This is a genomic window from Enterococcus avium ATCC 14025 (genome assembly GCF_000406965.1).
Lineage (GTDB): Bacteria > Bacillota > Bacilli > Lactobacillales > Enterococcaceae > Enterococcus_A > Enterococcus_A avium.
In genome coordinates this window covers 505,238-522,810 of sequence record NZ_KE136364.1, presented here as the reverse complement: position 1 = coordinate 522,810, position 17,573 = coordinate 505,238, and the positions used below count along the sequence as shown (strand labels likewise).

General features: G+C 39.3%; 19 protein-coding genes and 2 pseudogenes. 8 read left to right on the top strand and 13 right to left on the bottom strand.

What is annotated here, in order from left to right; genetic code table 11:
* Both OMU_RS15435 and OMU_RS15430 read right to left on the bottom strand, forming a co-directional pair.
* A pseudogene (locus tag OMU_RS15435) lies at positions 1 to 285 on the bottom strand (sensor histidine kinase); the annotation flags it as partial.
* Positions 282 to 935 carry a response regulator transcription factor gene (locus tag OMU_RS15430; protein ID WP_002285815.1) on the bottom strand — a complete coding sequence of 218 codons (654 nt, stop codon included), beginning with the start codon at positions 933 to 935 and terminating at the stop codon, positions 282 to 284. The gene OMU_RS15430 and the pseudogene OMU_RS15435, both read right to left, overlap by 4 nt.
* A gap of 287 nt (positions 936 to 1,222) precedes the next feature.
* On the opposite strand from OMU_RS15430, the gene OMU_RS15425 reads away from it, so the two are divergent.
* Positions 1,223 to 2,497 (top strand): ISL3 family transposase, encoded by a 1,275-nt coding sequence (locus tag OMU_RS15425; RefSeq protein ID WP_016180799.1) that lies wholly within the window; start codon positions 1,223 to 1,225, stop codon positions 2,495 to 2,497.
* A 213-nt stretch (positions 2,498 to 2,710) separates the two neighbouring features.
* Here OMU_RS15425 and OMU_RS15420 read toward each other — a convergent pair whose 3' ends face one another.
* From OMU_RS15420 to OMU_RS15400, 5 genes are read right to left on the bottom strand one after another with little or no spacing between them, the layout of a single operon-like run.
* Positions 2,711 to 3,742 (bottom strand): ABC transporter ATP-binding protein, encoded by a 1,032-nt coding sequence (locus OMU_RS15420; RefSeq protein WP_002326114.1) that lies wholly within the window; start codon positions 3,740 to 3,742, stop codon positions 2,711 to 2,713.
* Entirely contained in the window at positions 3,723 to 4,580 is an 858-nt protein-coding gene (locus OMU_RS15415; RefSeq protein ID WP_016180798.1) for an ABC transporter permease, read from the bottom strand. Before OMU_RS15415 ends, OMU_RS15420 begins: the two co-directional genes overlap by 20 nt.
* Complete coding sequence (locus OMU_RS15410) at positions 4,577 to 5,392, bottom strand: ABC transporter permease (RefSeq protein WP_002330693.1); 816 nt, start codon at positions 5,390 to 5,392, stop codon at positions 4,577 to 4,579. The genes OMU_RS15415 and OMU_RS15410 overlap by 4 nt, the downstream gene beginning before the upstream one ends.
* Positions 5,389 to 6,213, bottom strand: a complete 825-nt coding sequence (locus OMU_RS15405; protein WP_002326111.1) for an alkaline phosphatase family protein — start codon at positions 6,211 to 6,213, stop codon at positions 5,389 to 5,391. Before OMU_RS15405 ends, OMU_RS15410 begins: the two co-directional genes overlap by 4 nt.
* A complete protein-coding gene (locus tag OMU_RS15400; RefSeq protein WP_016180797.1) occupies positions 6,203 to 7,294 on the bottom strand; it encodes an ABC transporter substrate-binding protein in 1,092 nt (363 codons plus the stop codon). Before OMU_RS15400 ends, OMU_RS15405 begins: the two co-directional genes overlap by 11 nt.
* Before the next feature lie 177 nt (positions 7,295 to 7,471).
* On the opposite strand from OMU_RS15400, the gene OMU_RS15395 reads away from it, so the two are divergent.
* The 5 genes from OMU_RS15395 (at position 7,472) to OMU_RS15380 (ending at position 9,286) form a co-directional block, all read left to right on the top strand.
* Positions 7,472 to 8,257 (top strand): PHP domain-containing protein, encoded by a 786-nt coding sequence (locus OMU_RS15395; protein WP_002326109.1) that lies wholly within the window; start codon positions 7,472 to 7,474, stop codon positions 8,255 to 8,257.
* A 31-nt stretch (positions 8,258 to 8,288) separates the two neighbouring features.
* Positions 8,289 to 8,672 (top strand): hypothetical protein, encoded by a 384-nt coding sequence (locus OMU_RS15390; RefSeq protein WP_002326108.1) that lies wholly within the window; start codon positions 8,289 to 8,291, stop codon positions 8,670 to 8,672.
* A 75-nt stretch (positions 8,673 to 8,747) separates the two neighbouring features.
* A complete protein-coding gene (locus OMU_RS24105) occupies positions 8,748 to 8,879 on the top strand; it encodes a peptidylprolyl isomerase (protein ID WP_081638479.1) in 132 nt (43 codons plus the stop codon).
* The gene (locus OMU_RS15385; RefSeq protein WP_016180796.1) at positions 8,848 to 9,072 is read left to right on the top strand and encodes a peptidylprolyl isomerase; all 225 of its coding nucleotides are present in this window, start codon (positions 8,848 to 8,850) and stop codon (positions 9,070 to 9,072) included. Before OMU_RS24105 ends, OMU_RS15385 begins: the two co-directional genes overlap by 32 nt.
* Entirely contained in the window at positions 9,047 to 9,286 is a 240-nt protein-coding gene (locus tag OMU_RS15380; RefSeq protein ID WP_071879971.1) for a peptidylprolyl isomerase, read from the top strand. Before OMU_RS15385 ends, OMU_RS15380 begins: the two co-directional genes overlap by 26 nt.
* Before the next feature lie 92 nt (positions 9,287 to 9,378).
* On the opposite strand, the gene OMU_RS15375 is transcribed toward OMU_RS15380, so the two are convergent.
* The 3 genes from OMU_RS15375 to OMU_RS15365 form a co-directional block, all read right to left on the bottom strand.
* Positions 9,379 to 10,173 carry a glycyl-radical enzyme activating protein gene (locus tag OMU_RS15375; RefSeq protein ID WP_233421622.1) on the bottom strand — a complete coding sequence of 265 codons (795 nt, stop codon included), beginning with the start codon at positions 10,171 to 10,173 and terminating at the stop codon, positions 9,379 to 9,381.
* A 694-nt stretch (positions 10,174 to 10,867) separates the two neighbouring features.
* On the bottom strand, positions 10,868 to 11,593 hold the full coding sequence (locus tag OMU_RS15370; RefSeq protein ID WP_016180794.1) for a hypothetical protein: 726 nt from the start codon (positions 11,591 to 11,593) through the stop codon (positions 10,868 to 10,870).
* A 153-nt stretch (positions 11,594 to 11,746) separates the two neighbouring features.
* The gene (locus OMU_RS15365) at positions 11,747 to 12,076 is read right to left on the bottom strand and encodes a hypothetical protein (RefSeq protein ID WP_028020813.1); all 330 of its coding nucleotides are present in this window, start codon (positions 12,074 to 12,076) and stop codon (positions 11,747 to 11,749) included.
* Between the two features lie 136 nt (positions 12,077 to 12,212).
* On the opposite strand from OMU_RS15365, the gene OMU_RS15360 reads away from it, so the two are divergent.
* Positions 12,213 to 13,619: an IS5 family transposase gene (locus tag OMU_RS15360; protein WP_016180792.1), complete on the top strand. Its 1,407-nt coding sequence runs from the start codon at positions 12,213 to 12,215 to the stop codon at positions 13,617 to 13,619.
* A 32-nt stretch (positions 13,620 to 13,651) separates the two neighbouring features.
* Here OMU_RS15360 and OMU_RS15355 read toward each other — a convergent pair whose 3' ends face one another.
* Positions 13,652 to 13,867, bottom strand: a complete 216-nt coding sequence (locus tag OMU_RS15355) for a helix-turn-helix transcriptional regulator (protein ID WP_002404111.1) — start codon at positions 13,865 to 13,867, stop codon at positions 13,652 to 13,654.
* Positions 13,868 to 14,116: 249 nt separating this feature from the next.
* Positions 14,117 to 15,366 (bottom strand): annotated as a pseudogene (locus tag OMU_RS15350) (IS110 family RNA-guided transposase).
* 408 nt (positions 15,367 to 15,774) lie between these two features.
* On the opposite strand from OMU_RS15350, the gene OMU_RS15345 reads away from it, so the two are divergent.
* Positions 15,775 to 16,113 carry a helix-turn-helix domain-containing protein gene (locus OMU_RS15345; protein ID WP_016180789.1) on the top strand — a complete coding sequence of 113 codons (339 nt, stop codon included), beginning with the start codon at positions 15,775 to 15,777 and terminating at the stop codon, positions 16,111 to 16,113.
* A gap of 181 nt (positions 16,114 to 16,294) precedes the next feature.
* Here OMU_RS15345 and OMU_RS15340 read toward each other — a convergent pair whose 3' ends face one another.
* On the bottom strand, positions 16,295 to 17,542 hold the full coding sequence (locus OMU_RS15340; protein ID WP_016180788.1) for an IS256 family transposase: 1,248 nt from the start codon (positions 17,540 to 17,542) through the stop codon (positions 16,295 to 16,297).
* Positions 17,543 to 17,573: the final 31 nt, after the last annotated feature.

Here is a 17,573-nt window from a genome sequence, read left to right as displayed (position 1 = left end):
ATTATCTTTGATTTGTATTTCATTCTTATTATTTTTTTCTTTTATGAATACTTTTATTTCACTACTCTTGGAATAAAACTCCAAAGTTTGTTCTATATATTTTATTTCTTTTCCATTCATATTACTAGAAATTTCATTTGCCATATTATGAATCTTTTCTTTTCTCGTCTCCAAATATGTTTTAGGAAAGATAAAAAAAACTAATGAATGAACTAATATAATTATTATTCCAAGAACAGAAAATATTTGTATGAACATTTTTGGAAATATCTTTAATTTTTTCATTTTCTCTCCAATTTATATCCTACATTTCTTATAGTAGTTATACAGTCTAATTGTAATTTTTTTCTAAGTTCTTTTATATATACATCTATTACTCGATCATAAGGAGTTTCTTCGCTATCTTTCCATACATAATCAATAATTTGCATTCTTGTTAACACTTGTCCATTATTATCCAATAAACATTTTAATACTTCTAGTTCTTTTGCATTTACATCTATTTCTTCACCATTTATTTTAGCTGTATAGCTATTAAAATTAACCGATAGATCCTTATATTCAAACTTCTCTAAATGTCCATAATTCTTCTTAATTAAAGAATCTATTCTAGCTTTTAAGACCGGCAATGAAAATGGCTTTTCTACATATCCGTCTACTAAATTAGTAAATGCATCAATTTTATATTCTTCATCACTAAATGCAGTCAAGATTAGAATTGGTAAATTGCTTTTCTTTCTAATTTCTTTCAACACTTCTAAACCATTTATAAAAGGTATCTGAATGTCTAAGATAACCAAATTTATATCGCTATTAAATTTTGACAAGGCTTCTCTTCCATCTTTAGCTTGAATAACAGTATATCCAAATTCTGAAAGATATTCACTTATTCCCTCTCTTATCATATTATCATCTTCAACAGTTAATATTTTCATATATACCTCCACTTAAGCCTATACACTAGATATTATACAGCATATTATGGCTCTATAATATCTAGTGTTGGTGACGCCTTCTGTTGCCAATACTTTTTCTTTTTTTTAATAAATGCAAACAGACACCTTGAAATCCTTTAGAATAAAGGGTTCTATAATATTTTGTGTTGTTGGAAAATCGAAGGTGATTTTCCAACAACACTTTTTCTTCGTTTCAACTCAAAAAGAGACTCACTTTTGGTAAAATTTAGTCGACCAAAACATCACCCTACCAAAGGAGTCGCTCTATGGATAATCATACTAGAAAATTACTCGAATTAACAGATAAACATTTATTTTTTGATGAAGAATGGCTGATTGAAAGAGAATATAAAGGCGTTCAAGCGCAGTTTATTAAAGGGAGATTGGATGACTCACCTTCCCATTGTGAACACTGTGGATCGATTCGTATTATCCGCAACGGTTCCTATACGACACGCACTCAGATGTTGAAAGTCAAAGAAAAGTTGACTATTTTAGAATTAAAACGTACCCGTTTTCTCTGCCATGATTGTGGACGGACCTTTTCTGCGAAAACGGACTTAGTTGATGAACATCATCAACTAACAAAGGAACTGAAGCAGGCGATTCTCATGGAACTGCACGAAAATCAATCACGTAAACTAATCGCTAAGAAGTACTTCGTCTCGGATGGGACGGTGATACGGATCTTGCGTGAAGCAACGAAGCATTACCAGCCACGTATGAACTTCCTTCCGACGGTGTTGTGTATGGATGAGTTCAAATCAATGAAGTCTGTTTCTGGTTCCATGAGTTTTATTTGTGTTGATGGGACAACCAATCAGCTATTTACGATCCTTGAAGATCGCAGACTTTACAAACTAACTCAATACTTCCTGCGCTTTCCTAGAAAGGCCCGTTTAAAGGTCAAGTACCTAGTGATGGACATGAATGCCAGCTATTGTCAGTTGCTTAAAACGGTCTTTCCAAATGCGGAGATCGTAACTGACCGCTTTCATATTGTCCAACACATCAATCGCAGCTTCAATCAATTGCGTGTCCAGATCATGAATCGTTTTCGAACCTCACACTCTGAAAATCAGAAGAAGTACCGTCGGCTCAAGCGATATTGGAAACTCTTACTCAAAGATTTCACGACATTGGAGCCACTCAAACGGCATTATCATCGACTGTTTAAACGACCAATTAGTCAAACAGAAATCGTTGATGAGCTGTTAAGCTACAACGAAGAATTGCGAACAGCGTATCATTTTTGTCAATTATTACGCTATTATTTCGTTAAACGAGATACGGTAGGCTTTCAAGAAACCCTTAAAACAATTTCATCTACGTTACCTCAGTCGTTTAAAAAGAAATTTACGATCTTCCATCGCTACCAATCGGGCATTTCAAATGCCTTTAAAGTGTCCCACTCAAACGGTGTCACGGAGGGGCTGAATAACAAGATCAAGCTGATTAAACGAATTGCGTTTGGTTATCGCAACTTTTATAACTTTCGGACACGGATCTATTTACAACAAGGTCTGATCTTTGAAAACTAAAAAATATGCGGCGCACAGAACGCGCCGCATATCGGACTAAGTTTTATTCAAATTTGTCTTCACCAACACGATTTGACGAAGAGCCGTTTTATTCAAATTTGTCTTCACCAACAAGATTTGACGAAGAGCCAAAATCAATTCTACCTTAGATGTTCTTATATCACTCTATCAGTCCTATTTGACAAAGAGCCAGAAATGTTTGCCGACTATACACTAGCTTTGTTGTGCAAAATGCTGAGTATCAATTTCCACAGGGATTGCTAGAATATCTTTCAGCTGAATGTATAAGGCATCGCTAATTTTCTCTTCCCGATCGTTCAACCGATCCACTAAAATTTCTTTGCCCTCCAGCGTTTGAAAAACATACCGTTGAATGTTGCCTAAAATAAATGATTCCTTCCATAGAACCGGAATCTTAACCCCCTGAGGAACCGGTTCAAATTGAATCAGCTCCGGTCTTAAATAATAAATGCAGCGATTGCCCTTAGCGGAAAACTCGTGGGTATACTGATCCAGCTCATACCATTCGAAACGATTATAGTTGCCGATAAATTCCGCAACAAATCGGCTCTGAGGATTCTGATACAATTCCTTCGAGGTGGAAACCTGAGCCACCCGCCCAGCTTCCATCACAAAAATCCGATCACTGATTCGCATCGCCTCTTCTTGGTCATGAGTCACAAAAATCATCGTCATCCCTAGCGATTGCTGGATAGCGCGCAAATCCCGCTGCAGCTGTTTTCTAATTCGGGCATCCAAAGCACTTAATGGCTCATCCAGCAGCAGGACTTTCGGTTCAGTGACCAATGAGCGAGCCAGTGCCACCCGTTGTCGTTGACCGCCAGAAAGAAACTGGACATTTTTATCTGCCTGCTCCGTCATATCCACCAATGACAGCATCTCAAAAACCTTTTCCTGAATCGCCTCAGGACTCAGCTTCTTTACCTTCAAACCAAAGGCTACATTTTCAAAAACAGTCATAGTTGGAAACAATGCATACTGTTGAAAAACAAAGCCGATATTGCGATCCTTCGTAGGCTTATCGGCAATATTCTCATTGTCCAGCACAATCTCACCGCTCTTTGGTTGTTCCAATCCCGTGATACAGCGCAGCAACGTAGACTTTCCGCACCCGCTGGGACCTAGTAAAGTAACCAGCTCACCCTTTTCAATCTGAATTTCATCAATAGCTAAAATCTGTTTTTCATCAAAAAACAGATTGAGATCATGTATTTCTAAAAACATTTTCCGTCACAACTCCTTTAAGGGCTTCATTTTTCGACTGCTTCTCTTCCCTCGTCTGCTTAAGGGACAGCTGTTGCTTTTGTCGATTAGTCAGCATAAAGGTAGTTAAAGCAATTCCCACCATAAACAGCAAATACAAAACCATCACAGCGCTAGCCAAATGGCCGTTTTCGTTCATCCGCCGCAGCATATAGATGCGTACCGTCTGAAATCGACCGCCAATCAACAGGTTCGTCAGCATGTACTCCCCAAAAACCGAAGAAAAAATCATCAGAGAAACCAGGGTCGCACCGATACGGATGTTGGGAAACAGCACCTGGATAATAATCGTAGACATCGGGGCGCCCAAGGTTTCTGCTGCATCCACTAATTCCTTCAGATTAATTAAGCGCATCTGGTTGTTAAGACTAAGATAGACAATCGGCAACGCCGTAATAAACAATGCACCTACCAACACTACAAACATTGAGATACCAGTTTTAGCATACGTTCGAAGCAAAGCCGTTACCAAAATCACTCCCGGTAAAGCATACGGCAGCAGGAGCAGCTTTTCCAGCCAACGATTCAAACGAGGGAAATACAAATGAATCCAAATAATGGTTGGAATCATCAACAACAGAATCGTCACCAAGACCACACCTGCTAATAAAAGTGAGCGACCCACCGCAGCAATAAATTCCCTGTCCGTCAGCAGCTGTTGGAACCATTGCAAGGTAAAATCACTAGGTAAAAGCGATTTTGACCATTTTGTGGAGCTGGCATACAAAATCGTTCCAATAATCGGCAGCAAGTAATACAGGACAAAGCAGAACAAAATCGGTTTTACTAACTTTTTCACGTCTGCACCACCTTGCCTTTCTTTTGAATAATCAACATTGCCGTTACCAGCAGGACACCTAAAGCGACTGCCAACGCACTGCCTAAATTAGGCTTGGCGAACACATCTCCCGACACTAAAGCCGCAATTCGAATCGTTAAAAGATTTACATTACTGCTGGTCAGGGCATACGCTGTTTCATAGGTCCCCATGCCATTAGCAAATAAGATGACAAAGGTGCTGGCAATCGATGGTCGCAAAAAAGGCAAAGCCACCTTGAACCAAGCATACGCTGATGAAGCGCCCAGCAATTGTGCGGACTCCAGCCATTCCTTTTTCACTTCCTTCATGCTGGGATACAAAAACAAGACCCCTAACGGAATTTGGAAATAGGTATACGTGATGGTCAATCCCCACCAAGAATACAAATTGAAGTCCGCTAGAAATGGCAAAATCATTTTCAGCACACCTACATTCCCCAACAAAATAATAAAAGAGAATGCCAGCGGAATCCCAGCAAAATTAGCTGCCAAATTGGAAACAAAGGTGATTTTCTCCTGCAATTTAGTCGATAGATTCATTAAGCATAAACATAAAATAAACGTCCCGATTAACCCAATCACACTGGAGCTGACAGCAATCAGTACGCTGTTAACAAAGGCCTGTGTGTAATATTTGTTGCTGAAAATATCACTGTAATTGGCCAATGTCCACTGGTTAGTTAAATCACTGTGCAAGCTGCACAGAACCATAAAAAGCAGCGGCAGCAGTAAAAATGCACAGAAGATAAAGGAGGCAGGAACCAGAACCAAGCGTTTTTTCATCTCTTTCATCCCCTCATCAATTCTTGAATGTCCTGCATTTTCTCTGACGGTGCAATTCCTAATAACCAGCAAAACAATGGAGCCGCCAGCAGCTGTGGTACAGTTTGTTCCTTCAGCTTTTGGCGTTTATTTGAAATCAAATAAAAAGGAACTTCACGATGTGCAGCCAAGCTGCCGCCATGCAGTCCGTGCGCATCCATCCCGTGATCCGCAGTCACCACGACTTGATAACCTTTTTGCAGCCATTCAGGAAGGTAAACAGCCAATAATCTGTCCGCCTGATTAACCGCTGCTACATATTCATGAGAATCGGCGGTAAATTTGTGACCGACATCATCAATATTCATCGAATGTACGACCAAAAAGTCTGGCTGATACTGATTCACTAAATAATGGGCATCCGCAAATAAATGCGAATCAGGGTAAGTGTCCTCACTATAAAAGATGCCATGCTGAATCAGTCGCTCCTCCTGATGCTGGATGCGATCAACCAAACGATTATAGGGGGCTTGATTGTACAACTCGCTGTACCAGTGGTAAGCGGCGGCTCCTGTTTTTCCGCCAGCTTCCTTAACTAATTCAAACAGCGACCACTCTTTGGATCGCTGAGCATGGTAATTACTATAGATGCCATTTTCATAGGCTGGAACGCCGGTCATCAGTACTTCGTATAACGGACGTGAATTGCTGGGCAGCTCACTTTTTACCTTCAATAAGCTTGCTTGCTGGTGCTCAACTAAATGATTCATGAACCCAAGCTGGGCGACGGCTGTGTCGTAGCGACAGCCGTCTAGTATAACTACAATCAGTTTGTCAAGTCTACTTTGCATAGGTCAGTACCTCCGCCTGCCAAAGCTCTGGAAGCTCTACAGAGGTCTTGTTCCAAGCTTCATTGTCTTCAACTGGCACCGCCGCTTCATAAGCATCCTCCGGCAGTAATTTTTCAGCTACTTCTTTAGGCAGCTCTACCTTGCGAATAGGTCGCGCATAGCCCTTTGCCAAATTGATTTGCCCTTCATCAGATAAAATATATTCCCGTGCTAGCTTTGCCGCATTGGGATGAGGGGCATTTTTATTGATTAAGGTTGTATACCCGCTAATGATGGAGCCGTCTGTTGGCACAGTTACCTCAAAACGCTCGGAGTCAATTTGGTCACGATAATTTAGTCCATTGAAGTCCCAAACAACTGCCACATCGATTTCACCTTTTTCAAGATTTGCTACGCTGGCATCAACGGTGGACAAACGGCCTTTTTCTGCCATTTTTTTGTAGTAATTCAGACCTGGCTGAATATCCTTTTCGTCACCTCCGTTGGCAATCGCCGCAGCCAATACAGCAAATTGTGCTTGGTTGGCAACCGTCACATCCCCCACGCTAACTTGATAGTCACCCTCTTGTAGCTCCTTCCAGCTAGTCGGTGCTTGCTTCACATTCTCTTTATCGGTGATAAAGGAAATGGTTCCCGTATAGCTTAACAACCAATCCCCATCATCATCCTTTGCCCAATCCGGAATTTCCTCCCAATAGCTGGTCTTATAAGGCAAGGTTAACTCTTTGCTTTCAGCCAACGGACCGAAGCTGATACCGACATCACCAATATCGGCGGTTCCATTTTTTCCTTCTGATTCAAACTTGGCCAATTCTTCTGCACTGGACATATCCGTATCCACGTGACTTAAGCCGTATTCTTTTTCAAGGTCGTTCCAAGTGCCTACCCAATTTGCCCAAGTATCCGGCATTCCCAAGCTGGCAATCTCTCCTTCTTCCTTGGCTTTTTCTATAATCGTATCTAAAGAGTCGTCTGCCGCAGCCGATTGCTTCGTTGCTTCACCTGAGCCGCAGCCTGTCAGCAGGATACTTACTATTGTTGCACAAAATAAACCGATAGTCATGTTACGAATTTTTTTCATTCATTCTTATCCCCTTTCGATAATTCCATTCTAACAAAGCTTTGTAATGAGAGAATCAATTTCTTGAAAAGGTTTCATGAACAATGTAAAGGTTGTGTATGGTTTGTAAATTTCGACGAATTCCCATTAACCTTCTAAAGCTTTTGCGGTATGGTAGTAGAAAAAAGGAGGCTCCCTATGCAGTATTATGATCAGCATCTCCACACGTATTTTTCCTTTGATTCAGAGGAAAAATTTGAAAACTATTTAGCCTATCAGCCGGAGTTTTTCGTTTCTACGGATCACTTTGATTTAAACAATCCATCTACCGGAAAAGATGACATTCCGGATTATCCAGCCTATATAAACAAACTGGACTCTTTAAAAGAAACCTATTCCACCAAATTTCTGCGAGGTATCGAGATTGGCGTTGTTCCAGGACAAGAAGAGCGGATCGTGGATTACCTCGCTCAGCATCCTTATGATTTAAAGCTGGTAAGTATTCATCAAAATGGCCGCTTTGATTATATGGACGATGTGGTTTTAACCAAAGATCCCATTCAAACTACCAAGGAATATTTTGATCAGATGTTGCAGGTCTTGACGGATTTTCCAGAAGGAGATATTTTGACTCACTTTGATTATGGATTACGCCGCTTCACCTTCACAGCGGAAGAATTCGCGGAGCATTTTGAGGCTCAGCTGCTAACGATTTTCAAAAAGGTTGTTGAACGAGAATTGGCGATGGAGTTAAATGCCAAGAGCTTCTTGAAATACGGCAACGAAGACCTTTACCGTTATGCCGTTCCTTTGTATCAAAGTGTCGGCGGAAAGCTCTTTACCTTAGGCTCGGATGCTCATGTTGCCGAAGATTATCAGCTGGGCTTTAAAAAAATGAGTCAGCTGTTGGCAGACTGTCAGGTAGAAAAGTTGCTAGTCATTCAAGGAAAAGAACGCTGCCTGACGCCGCTGCCGATTTTGTGATTCCTATATAATAGAAGAAAGTGGTGAAAAAATGAGCAACCTGCGGGACTACAATCAAGAGGCACCCATCCATCATTTAATTGCGCGACATTGGGATGCATTGGAAATTGAGGCGGTTTGCCGATCCTTGTTAGCAGCCGTTCCAAAACAACAACTGGAAAATTTTTTGGTGGCTGACAGCTTGCAGCGGGAAAAAGTTCAGGCTTATTTTGCAGCCTTTAAAGATCAGCCTTTGGAATATTTGCATGCGCAGTTTCATCTTTTTTATCAAGTAGCCGCCCCAGATGACTACAACGATTTACGAGGACAGCTGCAATTGACCTTTCAAGCGGATGAAACCGCCTATACCGTTTTATTGGGAATGGCTCGCCTTGGTGATCAGGCGAAGGTCGAGTGGCGGATTTTCGATATTTGATGGCAGGATCAAGGCGTTTCAGTTGCAAACCTTCCTCTCTTTCAATTAGAAAAACCGCAGCAGGAAGAAGTTTGTGTGCTGGTCACCGATGCTGGTGAAATTCGTCTCCGCTTATTTCCTGACCAAGCTCCCCTAGCTGTAGCCAACTGGCGCTCCCTAGCTGAGCAAGGCGTTTATGACAACACACCTTTCGGCTCGTGTTATTAAGGAATTTGTTATTCAAGGTGGCGCTTTGGATGGTTCTGGTGATGAAGCTGTTTCCAGCTATGAGGGCTTTTTCGCTGATGAAGTGCATCGCGGACTTTATCATTTTAATGGCGCCTTGGCCTTAGGGGACCACGGCCCCCACACCAACGGCAACCAGTTTTTTTATTGTGCAAAACACAAAGGCGCAGGCTGACCTGCTGCCGAGGCTCTTGCTTCCTCAGAATGTAAAGCAAGCATACTTGGAGCTTGGAGGACTACCGGAGCTGGATGGTCGTTATACTGTTTTTGGACAGGTATACCAAGGGTTAGAAATCGTAGCAGCGATCGCAGCTCAGCCGACAAACAGTGAAGATGTACCGATTGAGCCAGTGTTCATTCGACAAATTAACTTCGAAAAAACATCGTAAAAAGACACTCACTGACTTCAGCAAAAGCTCTATTCTTGAGCTGGCTGCAGCTAGTGAGTGTCTTTCATTTATCCATAAGATAAAGCTTGGATTCAATAAATAAATGTTTTGGTTAAAGCTGTGACCGGCAAATGAGGAACCGTGCGAACCAGTTGATCTGCCAATGCAAACATTTCTTTAGGTGAAGGCGCTGGCGTGTCTGCCAACGGATACTCCAGTCCCAATGCTTGGTAACCGTGCATACCATAGCGGTGGTACGGTAGTAATTCTAACGGTACGAACCGATCAAGATCTGCCACAAAACAAGCAATCGTCAGCAGCTCGGTCAGGTTCATATTGATACCTGGAACCACAGGAACTCGAATTCGCACTTCGCAGTTAGGATACTCAATTAAAAAGCGACGAATATTCTTCAAAATTTGTTGGTTATCTAAGCCGGTCCATTGTTTGTGGAGCTTGCTGGTAAACATTTTTACATCCACAAACAATGTATCCACATAGGGAGCTACCTTTTGGATTTCATTATAAGCACCACAAAAGCTGGTTTCCAGTACGGTATTGATTCCAATGTATTTCGATTTTTGCAAAATTTCTTTAGCAAAATCCGCCTGAACCAGTGCCTCGCCTCCGCTAATGGTCACTCCGCCATCCGAGTGAAAGTAAAAAACAGCATCCTTCTCAATCTCATCCATTACCTCTTCAGCGGTCATGGTCTGGCCAAATCCTTTTTCAATCTGCTTGCTTTGTGATTCGGGAATCGAACACCAGGCACAGCGTAATGGGCAGCCCTTTAAATAAACAACGGTCCGTAAACCAGCACCATCATGTAGAGAACCCTGTTCTATTCTTAATACTGTTCCTTCCATATAGATTTTTGAATTACACACTAGTTTAAACTAAAACACACAAGGAAAAATTTACCATTTAATCATAAAATTAGCTCATATGAATATACTAGAATGTAAAATAGACTGGTCAAAATCTGGTCAAAAAAGAGGACTAATACAGGTAGTCCTCTTTTTTGTTATTTTAATATTCTAAATCATTTTTTATTGGTTTATTCCCTTATTCGATGTAGACTCAAATCACTATATCACTAGATATCAAACGGCGTCATACGGAATCAAAAACATCAAATTTGACCTGTTAAATGGTCATTGAATAACATTTAAAATCAATAAAACGGAGTCAGACACGGAGTCAAAAACGCTGAGAGTAAAAAATATATACAGCCTTGTAGGTAAAGTACCACAGGGCTGTATATTTTTTATTTCAGATTACCTTAAATGATTCCATTTACTTTTTATCTCATTTTTTCCTACTAGTTAGTATCAAATACTCTCCTATTTTCTCAATAAACTATTTTTGGTTACATGGTATCTGAAACAGCTAAAACCTTGTCATTACAGCAAAAAATCACGTTATCTCCGTTTCATTTCAGATACATTTCACTTAAGCGGATTCCAAAAAAACAAAAGAAAAAGGAACCCCTAGTTAGCCTATGCTTTTTATTGGTTCCTCTCAAAACACGGTCATATAACAACGGGGTGGGGTAAATGAATGAAAAAGGTGGAAGAATCATTATTCAATAACTTTTTTAAATACTTCGTTGTAATCAGTTACCTGTCCATTCTTAAATACCACAGAATAATCTTTTTTCCCATTTTCAAGTAACCTAAGTGGAATATCTTTACCAACTTGCTCTGTCACTGCATTACTGATACCTGTTAGATTAGGTAATAAATCTGATAAAGATTGAGCATCTGTAGAAATCTCTGTATCAGTATTTATCGTGATTCCTTTATCTTCATTTACAAGTTTCCAAGTAGGTGGTATAGTTGTGTATGTTTCTACAAATGAATTAAGTTTTTCATTAAGTGGCTTCTCTTTTATATTTCCATCTAAAAACTCTCTATATATGGCTTGAGCCATACTAAAACAAAGCTGACCTTGTTCCAATAATTTTACATCGTTAGTTAGTAAAGCTGTGTTCACTTTATCTATCGCTTCAAGAAGAGTATCTTTGGTGTCCCTAACAGCTTTTGGTATGCCTTCTGGAATTTCCCTACTTGATACCTCGTCCATTTTATCTTCCATAAAACCCTTAAAATCATATCTTTCTCCCAAATCCATAAAATTTTTTGATAAAATTTTCATTTCTGAGTCTATTTCTTCAATAACATGTAACATATCTGATACATATTGTTTTGTCTGATTCGTTTTTAATCTATATGTGGTAAATGTCTCAATTCCTCCAATTATCAATAAAATTGCCAAACAAATCCATAATAATTTTTTCTTTTTCATTTCTCCTCCTACGTACTGTTGTTATAACAGTGACTAATGTAAAGATTTTCCCAATAATCATTAGACTATTATTTACAGGGAATCAAAAAAACTCCTTAGTAAGCTTACACCTTTAGGAGTTCCTGTTTGGACGGTATGCATAATACATTTAAATCAATTTAACATTAACACCTCAGTATATGGTATCTCTACGTATACACAGTCTTTCTTTGGATAGTATTCAATATTTATATTGATAGCACTTCCATTGTCTAATATAGCTTTAGCTCGATATGTGTTATCTTCATTTTCATGAGTGATAGTTACATCATCACATGACCGATTTAAGCTATACTGTTCTTGTAAAATCCGTGTTACCAATGGTTTAGATGACTTCTCTAAATTAGATGAGCCCGTCATCCTTGAAAAAATGACACCTATAATAATAGCTAATACAACAATACCTATAATGACAAACTTCTTATTCATATTTACTTTATTCAACTATTTAATGTCTGCCGATCATTTCTAAAACCTTAACTTACCAGCAACACCCGCTGATATCTGATAAAATTAATGCAGGCCTTTTTCAGTAATATGCTGAAAACCGTGCACTCTTACCCTTTTTGGAGGTTTTTGAATGTATAAACCGCAAATTCACACCCAACTCGCTTTTGAAGATTTTAATCAACCTATCGGTTTAAAAATGAATCCTGAAAATCGCTGGATCAAAAAAGCAGAACGGATTCCTTGGATAGAGTTGGAGAAAGAGTACGCGAAAAACTTTCGAAATAAAAAAGGGAATGTCGCAAAACCGCTGCGCATGGCATTGGGCGCTTTACTCATCCAAAAAGAGTACAGCTACAGTGATGAAGAAACGGTGTTACAAATTCAAGAAAATCCATATCTTCAATTTTTTATCGGGTTACCTGGTTACCAAGATGAACGACCTTTCGATGCCACATCAATGGTCAATTTTCGTAAGCGATTAGACAAGACAACTTTGATTGAGATCAACGAGAAGATTGTCGCTTACAATGAAAAATCGAACCATGACAGCTCAAATGATAACGATGACTCATCATCTGGTACCTTGATTCTTGACGCAACCTGTTCGCCCCAGAATATCAAGTATCCTACGGATACTGAACTTTTAAATGATGCACGAACACATGCCGAAACAACCATTGACACTCTTTGTGCTGAGAACAATTGGAAGAGGCCTCGGATCTATCGTAAAGTAGCACGTAAAGTTTATTTGAACGTCGTTCGACGCAAGAAGAAAGCAAGGAAATGGTTGCGTGCCCAGCTTCGGAAACTTTTAGGATTCTTGAACCGTGATGCGAAAATTATTCGAAAGTTCCTGACCAAGGGCACTACTCTATCTGAAAAGCATCAAACATGGTGGGAAATAATCCAAAAAATCTATGACCAACAAAAGTACATGTACGATCATCGTACCCATTGCGTCTCTGATCGAATCGTCAGCTTTCACCAGCCATGGGTTCGTCCAATTGTGCGCGGAAAAGTCAAAGCTGCAACTGAATTTGGAGCGAAATATGATATGAGCATCGATGGAGGAATCGCCCGCATCGAACGAACTAGTTTTGATGCATACAATGAATCAGAAGTACTCGTTTCAGCAATCCGGCGATATTACGACCGGCATGGATATTATCCAGAACGCGTATTAGCTGATAAAATTTATCGTAATCGGCAAAACATTCAATACTGTAAAGCACGAAATATCCGACTTTCTGGACCAGCATTAGGTCGACCAAGAAAGAATGAAAATCGAGATAAATTAACCGAATATCAGGACAACACAGACCGAATTGAGGTAGAGCGTGGCTTCAGCCAATTGAAACGCTGTTTTGGCGCGGCTTTAATTACCACAAAACGTCAAGATACGACTTTATCAAGCATCGTGTTGAGTGTTATCGCAATGAATCTGTCAAAATTGACGGCAGATTTTTTACGCCAATTTTTCAGATGGATATCGAAGATATCTCTCTTAGAACTGAATAATCAATCAATCATCATTTAACCAAAATTTGTCAATTATTCAGTAGGCACTAGTTAACTGTTTACTTTATTAAACACATCAGAAAACAGCTCGTTTATTGGTACACTTAATATCTCAGAAAGCATTTTCATTTGATAGGGTTTAGGAATCGTTCTCCCTGTTTGCCACGAACTTACACATTGCTGTGTAACATTCATTTTTTTAGCTAACTCAGTTTGAGAAAAGCCTTTTTCTTTTCTGTATCGGCTGAGATTACTTACTTTTTTCATGATTCTCCCCTCCTGTTTTATTATATACAACAATACGATGTATTTAAACTCATAAAATATATAAAAACTTCAAATATCATTACAAATACAACAACTTGTTGTACTCTACTGAGAGTCTAATGGTAATAAGTCAAGATAAAAATTGAGAATATTCTTATTGAGTAACCTGTTTTTAAGCGCACTTAACTAAACCCGACCAAAATCAAATTTTTTTCGGGTCATTCAAGGATTTGCGTAAATAACAAATTGTTATTTATCTATCACGCTCCTTGGTGGCGTGTAGAGTTGATGGTTACGTAGTAGCGTATCCACCAGACGCGTAAATTTTCTTGCGGTTAAGACGAGTGCTCGTTTGTGTTGATGCTTTGGAATCTCTTTACATTTACTTTGATAAAAAGCTTTATATTCAGGAAGATAATTTCTTACAGAGTTGGCAGCTTCAACTAAGTAGTAACGAAAATAGCGATTCCCTTGTTTTGTCAGAGGTGTGTTTTGAGATTGGTAATTTCCGGATTGTTTGACTTTCCAACTTAAACCTGCGTATTTTGCCAATTTTGTTTGATCCTCAAAACGTTCGATTTGTCCAATTTCAGCGATCAAGCCAGCGGCATATACTTTCCCAACGCCTGGAATACTGGTTAAGCATTGGTATTCTGGAATGACGACAACTAGTTGTTCAATTGCTTTATCTAAGTCTTTGATGTTCTTTTCAAGTGCACGTATTTCGCGTACAAGAACACTTAAAACAACATTGATGGATTCTTGTGCAAGATAACCTAAACGATAACTCATGGTAATTGCACGTTGAATTGCTTTGGCAATTTTCTTGGGCTCTTTAAAGCGCCCCTTCCTTTTTCTTGGAGTAAGTCACAGAATGCTTCCAAAGGAAGCTCAGCTAACTCATCTAGGGTGAAGTCTTCTGTCATAAGAGAAATGACAGTGGCACTAAACAGACTTGTCGATTCGTCTCGCATTTCTCGGGCTAATGTATTGCATTTGTACGTTAGGTTTTCCAGGAAGTGTTGTTTTGTACGAGTTAATTGTTTAATGATCTGATAGCGCGTACGGGTTAATCTCTGTAAGGCCATGTACTTCTCTTCTTTGATAGAGGAAGTTGTGAACCGTTGTATACGCAAGAAATCAGCAATTCTTAACGCGTCGTTTCGATCGGTCTTATCCTCATCAAACATGCGACTGAATTGTTTCACCCGAAAAGGATTTTCAATTGTCACAAGTGTATTGAGTTTTTTTAGCTCCGCATCTTCATGGAAAAACATTGAAGGGTGGAAGCTGTACATGGATGTCGATTCCATACCAATCACGATTTGATCGAAGTGATAGTTTTCATTGAACTCAAGAATCATTTCTCGTGTTAATGACGCACCTTCAATATCATTGGCAATAGAAATTTCAGACAAGATAGACAGTTGATCGTCGTCTGTTAGGAAACAAATATCTAATTTTTCAGAACTAACGTCAATACCGACAAATAATTTCATGGAATAAGGACCTCCTTTCAATATAAATTTTGGAAAATGCTTCGATACTGTGGGATTCCCCAGAACCTCACTGTGTAGCCACAACCTCGCCTAATAGAATACGGTGATAACAGAGCTAGAAGCTGCCTTCCAAACTACTATATGAAAGTCTAGTCCATTATCGAAACAGCTAATGAGTTGGTAGTGATAACAGTGGTTCGGGTAACAGACTTAACAAGGTAGACAAAGCTACAGGGGGTGATAGCAAATTCCCGCTGGATCCTTTCCATACATCCATTGTACTCTGAGAAATCACACAATAACGAAACAAATTCCGTTAGGAATGTGTTATTCAATAAATTTTATGGTTCAGAAACATTTTGATTAAAAAGTATTAGACAAAAATTATTTTACGAGGGGGGTGTATTAATGAAACAGAAACAATATGCAAAGGTCATTAGAGAAAAGCGAAAAGCACTCGGGTGGACACAAAAAGAATTAGCTAAAAAAATCTTCTCTACACAACAGGCAGTAGCAAGATGGGAAAATTCTGTAACAGAACCTAACCTCGATAGCTTAACAGCTCTTTCTAGAGCCCTAGGAACTCCTGTAAGCCATTTTCTAGACAATGTTGTCGTAGGTAGATATGAGGAAGAGTTTTTAGCTCTCTATCGCTCTCTTAGCACTGAAGACGCAGTTCGAACAATTGACTATATGAAGCTATTAAAAAGGCAAGAAAATGAACGCAATCAGTTATTGAAAGATTGAAAAATAAATAACCCACCGAACTTTAACGGTGGGTGTATTGAGATAAGATTAAGAGCTATGGGGGTTGTCAACTAAACTGTGGAAGTTAAATATCTAGAAGTTTAAAACACAAAATTCTTTTGGTCATTTTTTACATCAGATAAATCCCGATTGGAAGCATAGTTGAATAAGCCTAACGTTGTTACGGAAGGTAAATGACATACTTTTCAATTCTAGAGGAGAATGTCTCGTTGACCATTAACTGATTCAGCACCATAGCCCAGTTTCGAATTCGCCCACCCGCCCACTTCGTGTGTAATTCTTTCGTACGTAAATAAAGTAATTTTAAGAGCGCATTCTCATTAGAGAACGCTCCCTTTTTTGTGACTTTTCTGAAGCTAGAGTGAATACTTTCAACTGCATTAGTAGTGTACATGATTTTTCTAATGGCGCTGCCATAATCAAAGAGTTGTTCAACATGAGAAAAGTTTCGTTTGCATACATCTACTGCACCAGAATATTGAGACCAACGATTTTGAAAACTGTTGAAGGCAGCGTGTGCAGCGTTTAAAGAAGAAGCACTGTAGAATTTTTTCATGTCTCGACAGACTTCCTTATAATCCTTACTTGGGAGGTATCCTAACGCATTTCGAACAAGATGAACAATACAGCGCTGCACAATGACAGAAGGAAAAATTGCTTTTGCGCCTTCTTTGAGACCGGAAACACCGTCCATCGAAATGAAAAAAACATCTTCTACACCACGTACTTTCAATTCGTCGAAGACTTGCATCCAGCGATTTTTAGATTCTGTTTGATTGAGCAATAGGCCTAAAATCTCCTTGTTTCCTTTAAGATCATAGCCAAGAATGGTGTACACAGCATATTCTTTATCTTCATAGTTTTCGCGTAAAGTGACATACATACAATCAACGAATAGAAATGCATAACACTTGGCTAATGGCCGAGCTTGCCATTCTTCCAATTCAGGAAGGACGGCATCCGTGATATCAGAAATCATTTCGTGGGAAATATCAAAGCCGTAAATATCTTCAACGGTTGCGGCGATATCGCATTGACTCATTCCTCGTGCATACATGGAAAGAACCTTACCTTCGATGTCGGAGACATCTCGTTTTCTCTTAGGAATCAACTCAGGTTCAAAAGAAGCCTCCCGGTCTCTGGGAACATCAATGTTTACTTTACCAAAGCTCGTTTTAAGCGTCTTATTGCCATAACCGTTTCGTCGATTGTCATGTTTCTTTGGCTCTTTAGAATGGGCGTCATACCCTAAATGGTTATTCAATTCTCCTTGAAGCATTTTTTCAAATAAGGGACCAAACACATCTTTTAAAACATCTTGCATATCCTCTACAGATTCGGTTTGATAAGTATTCAAAATGGATTCAGCTAACTTCTCAGCATCAGGATTTCTTTTCTTTCTAGCCATCGTGTAATCACCTCTTGATCTTATTTTAGAA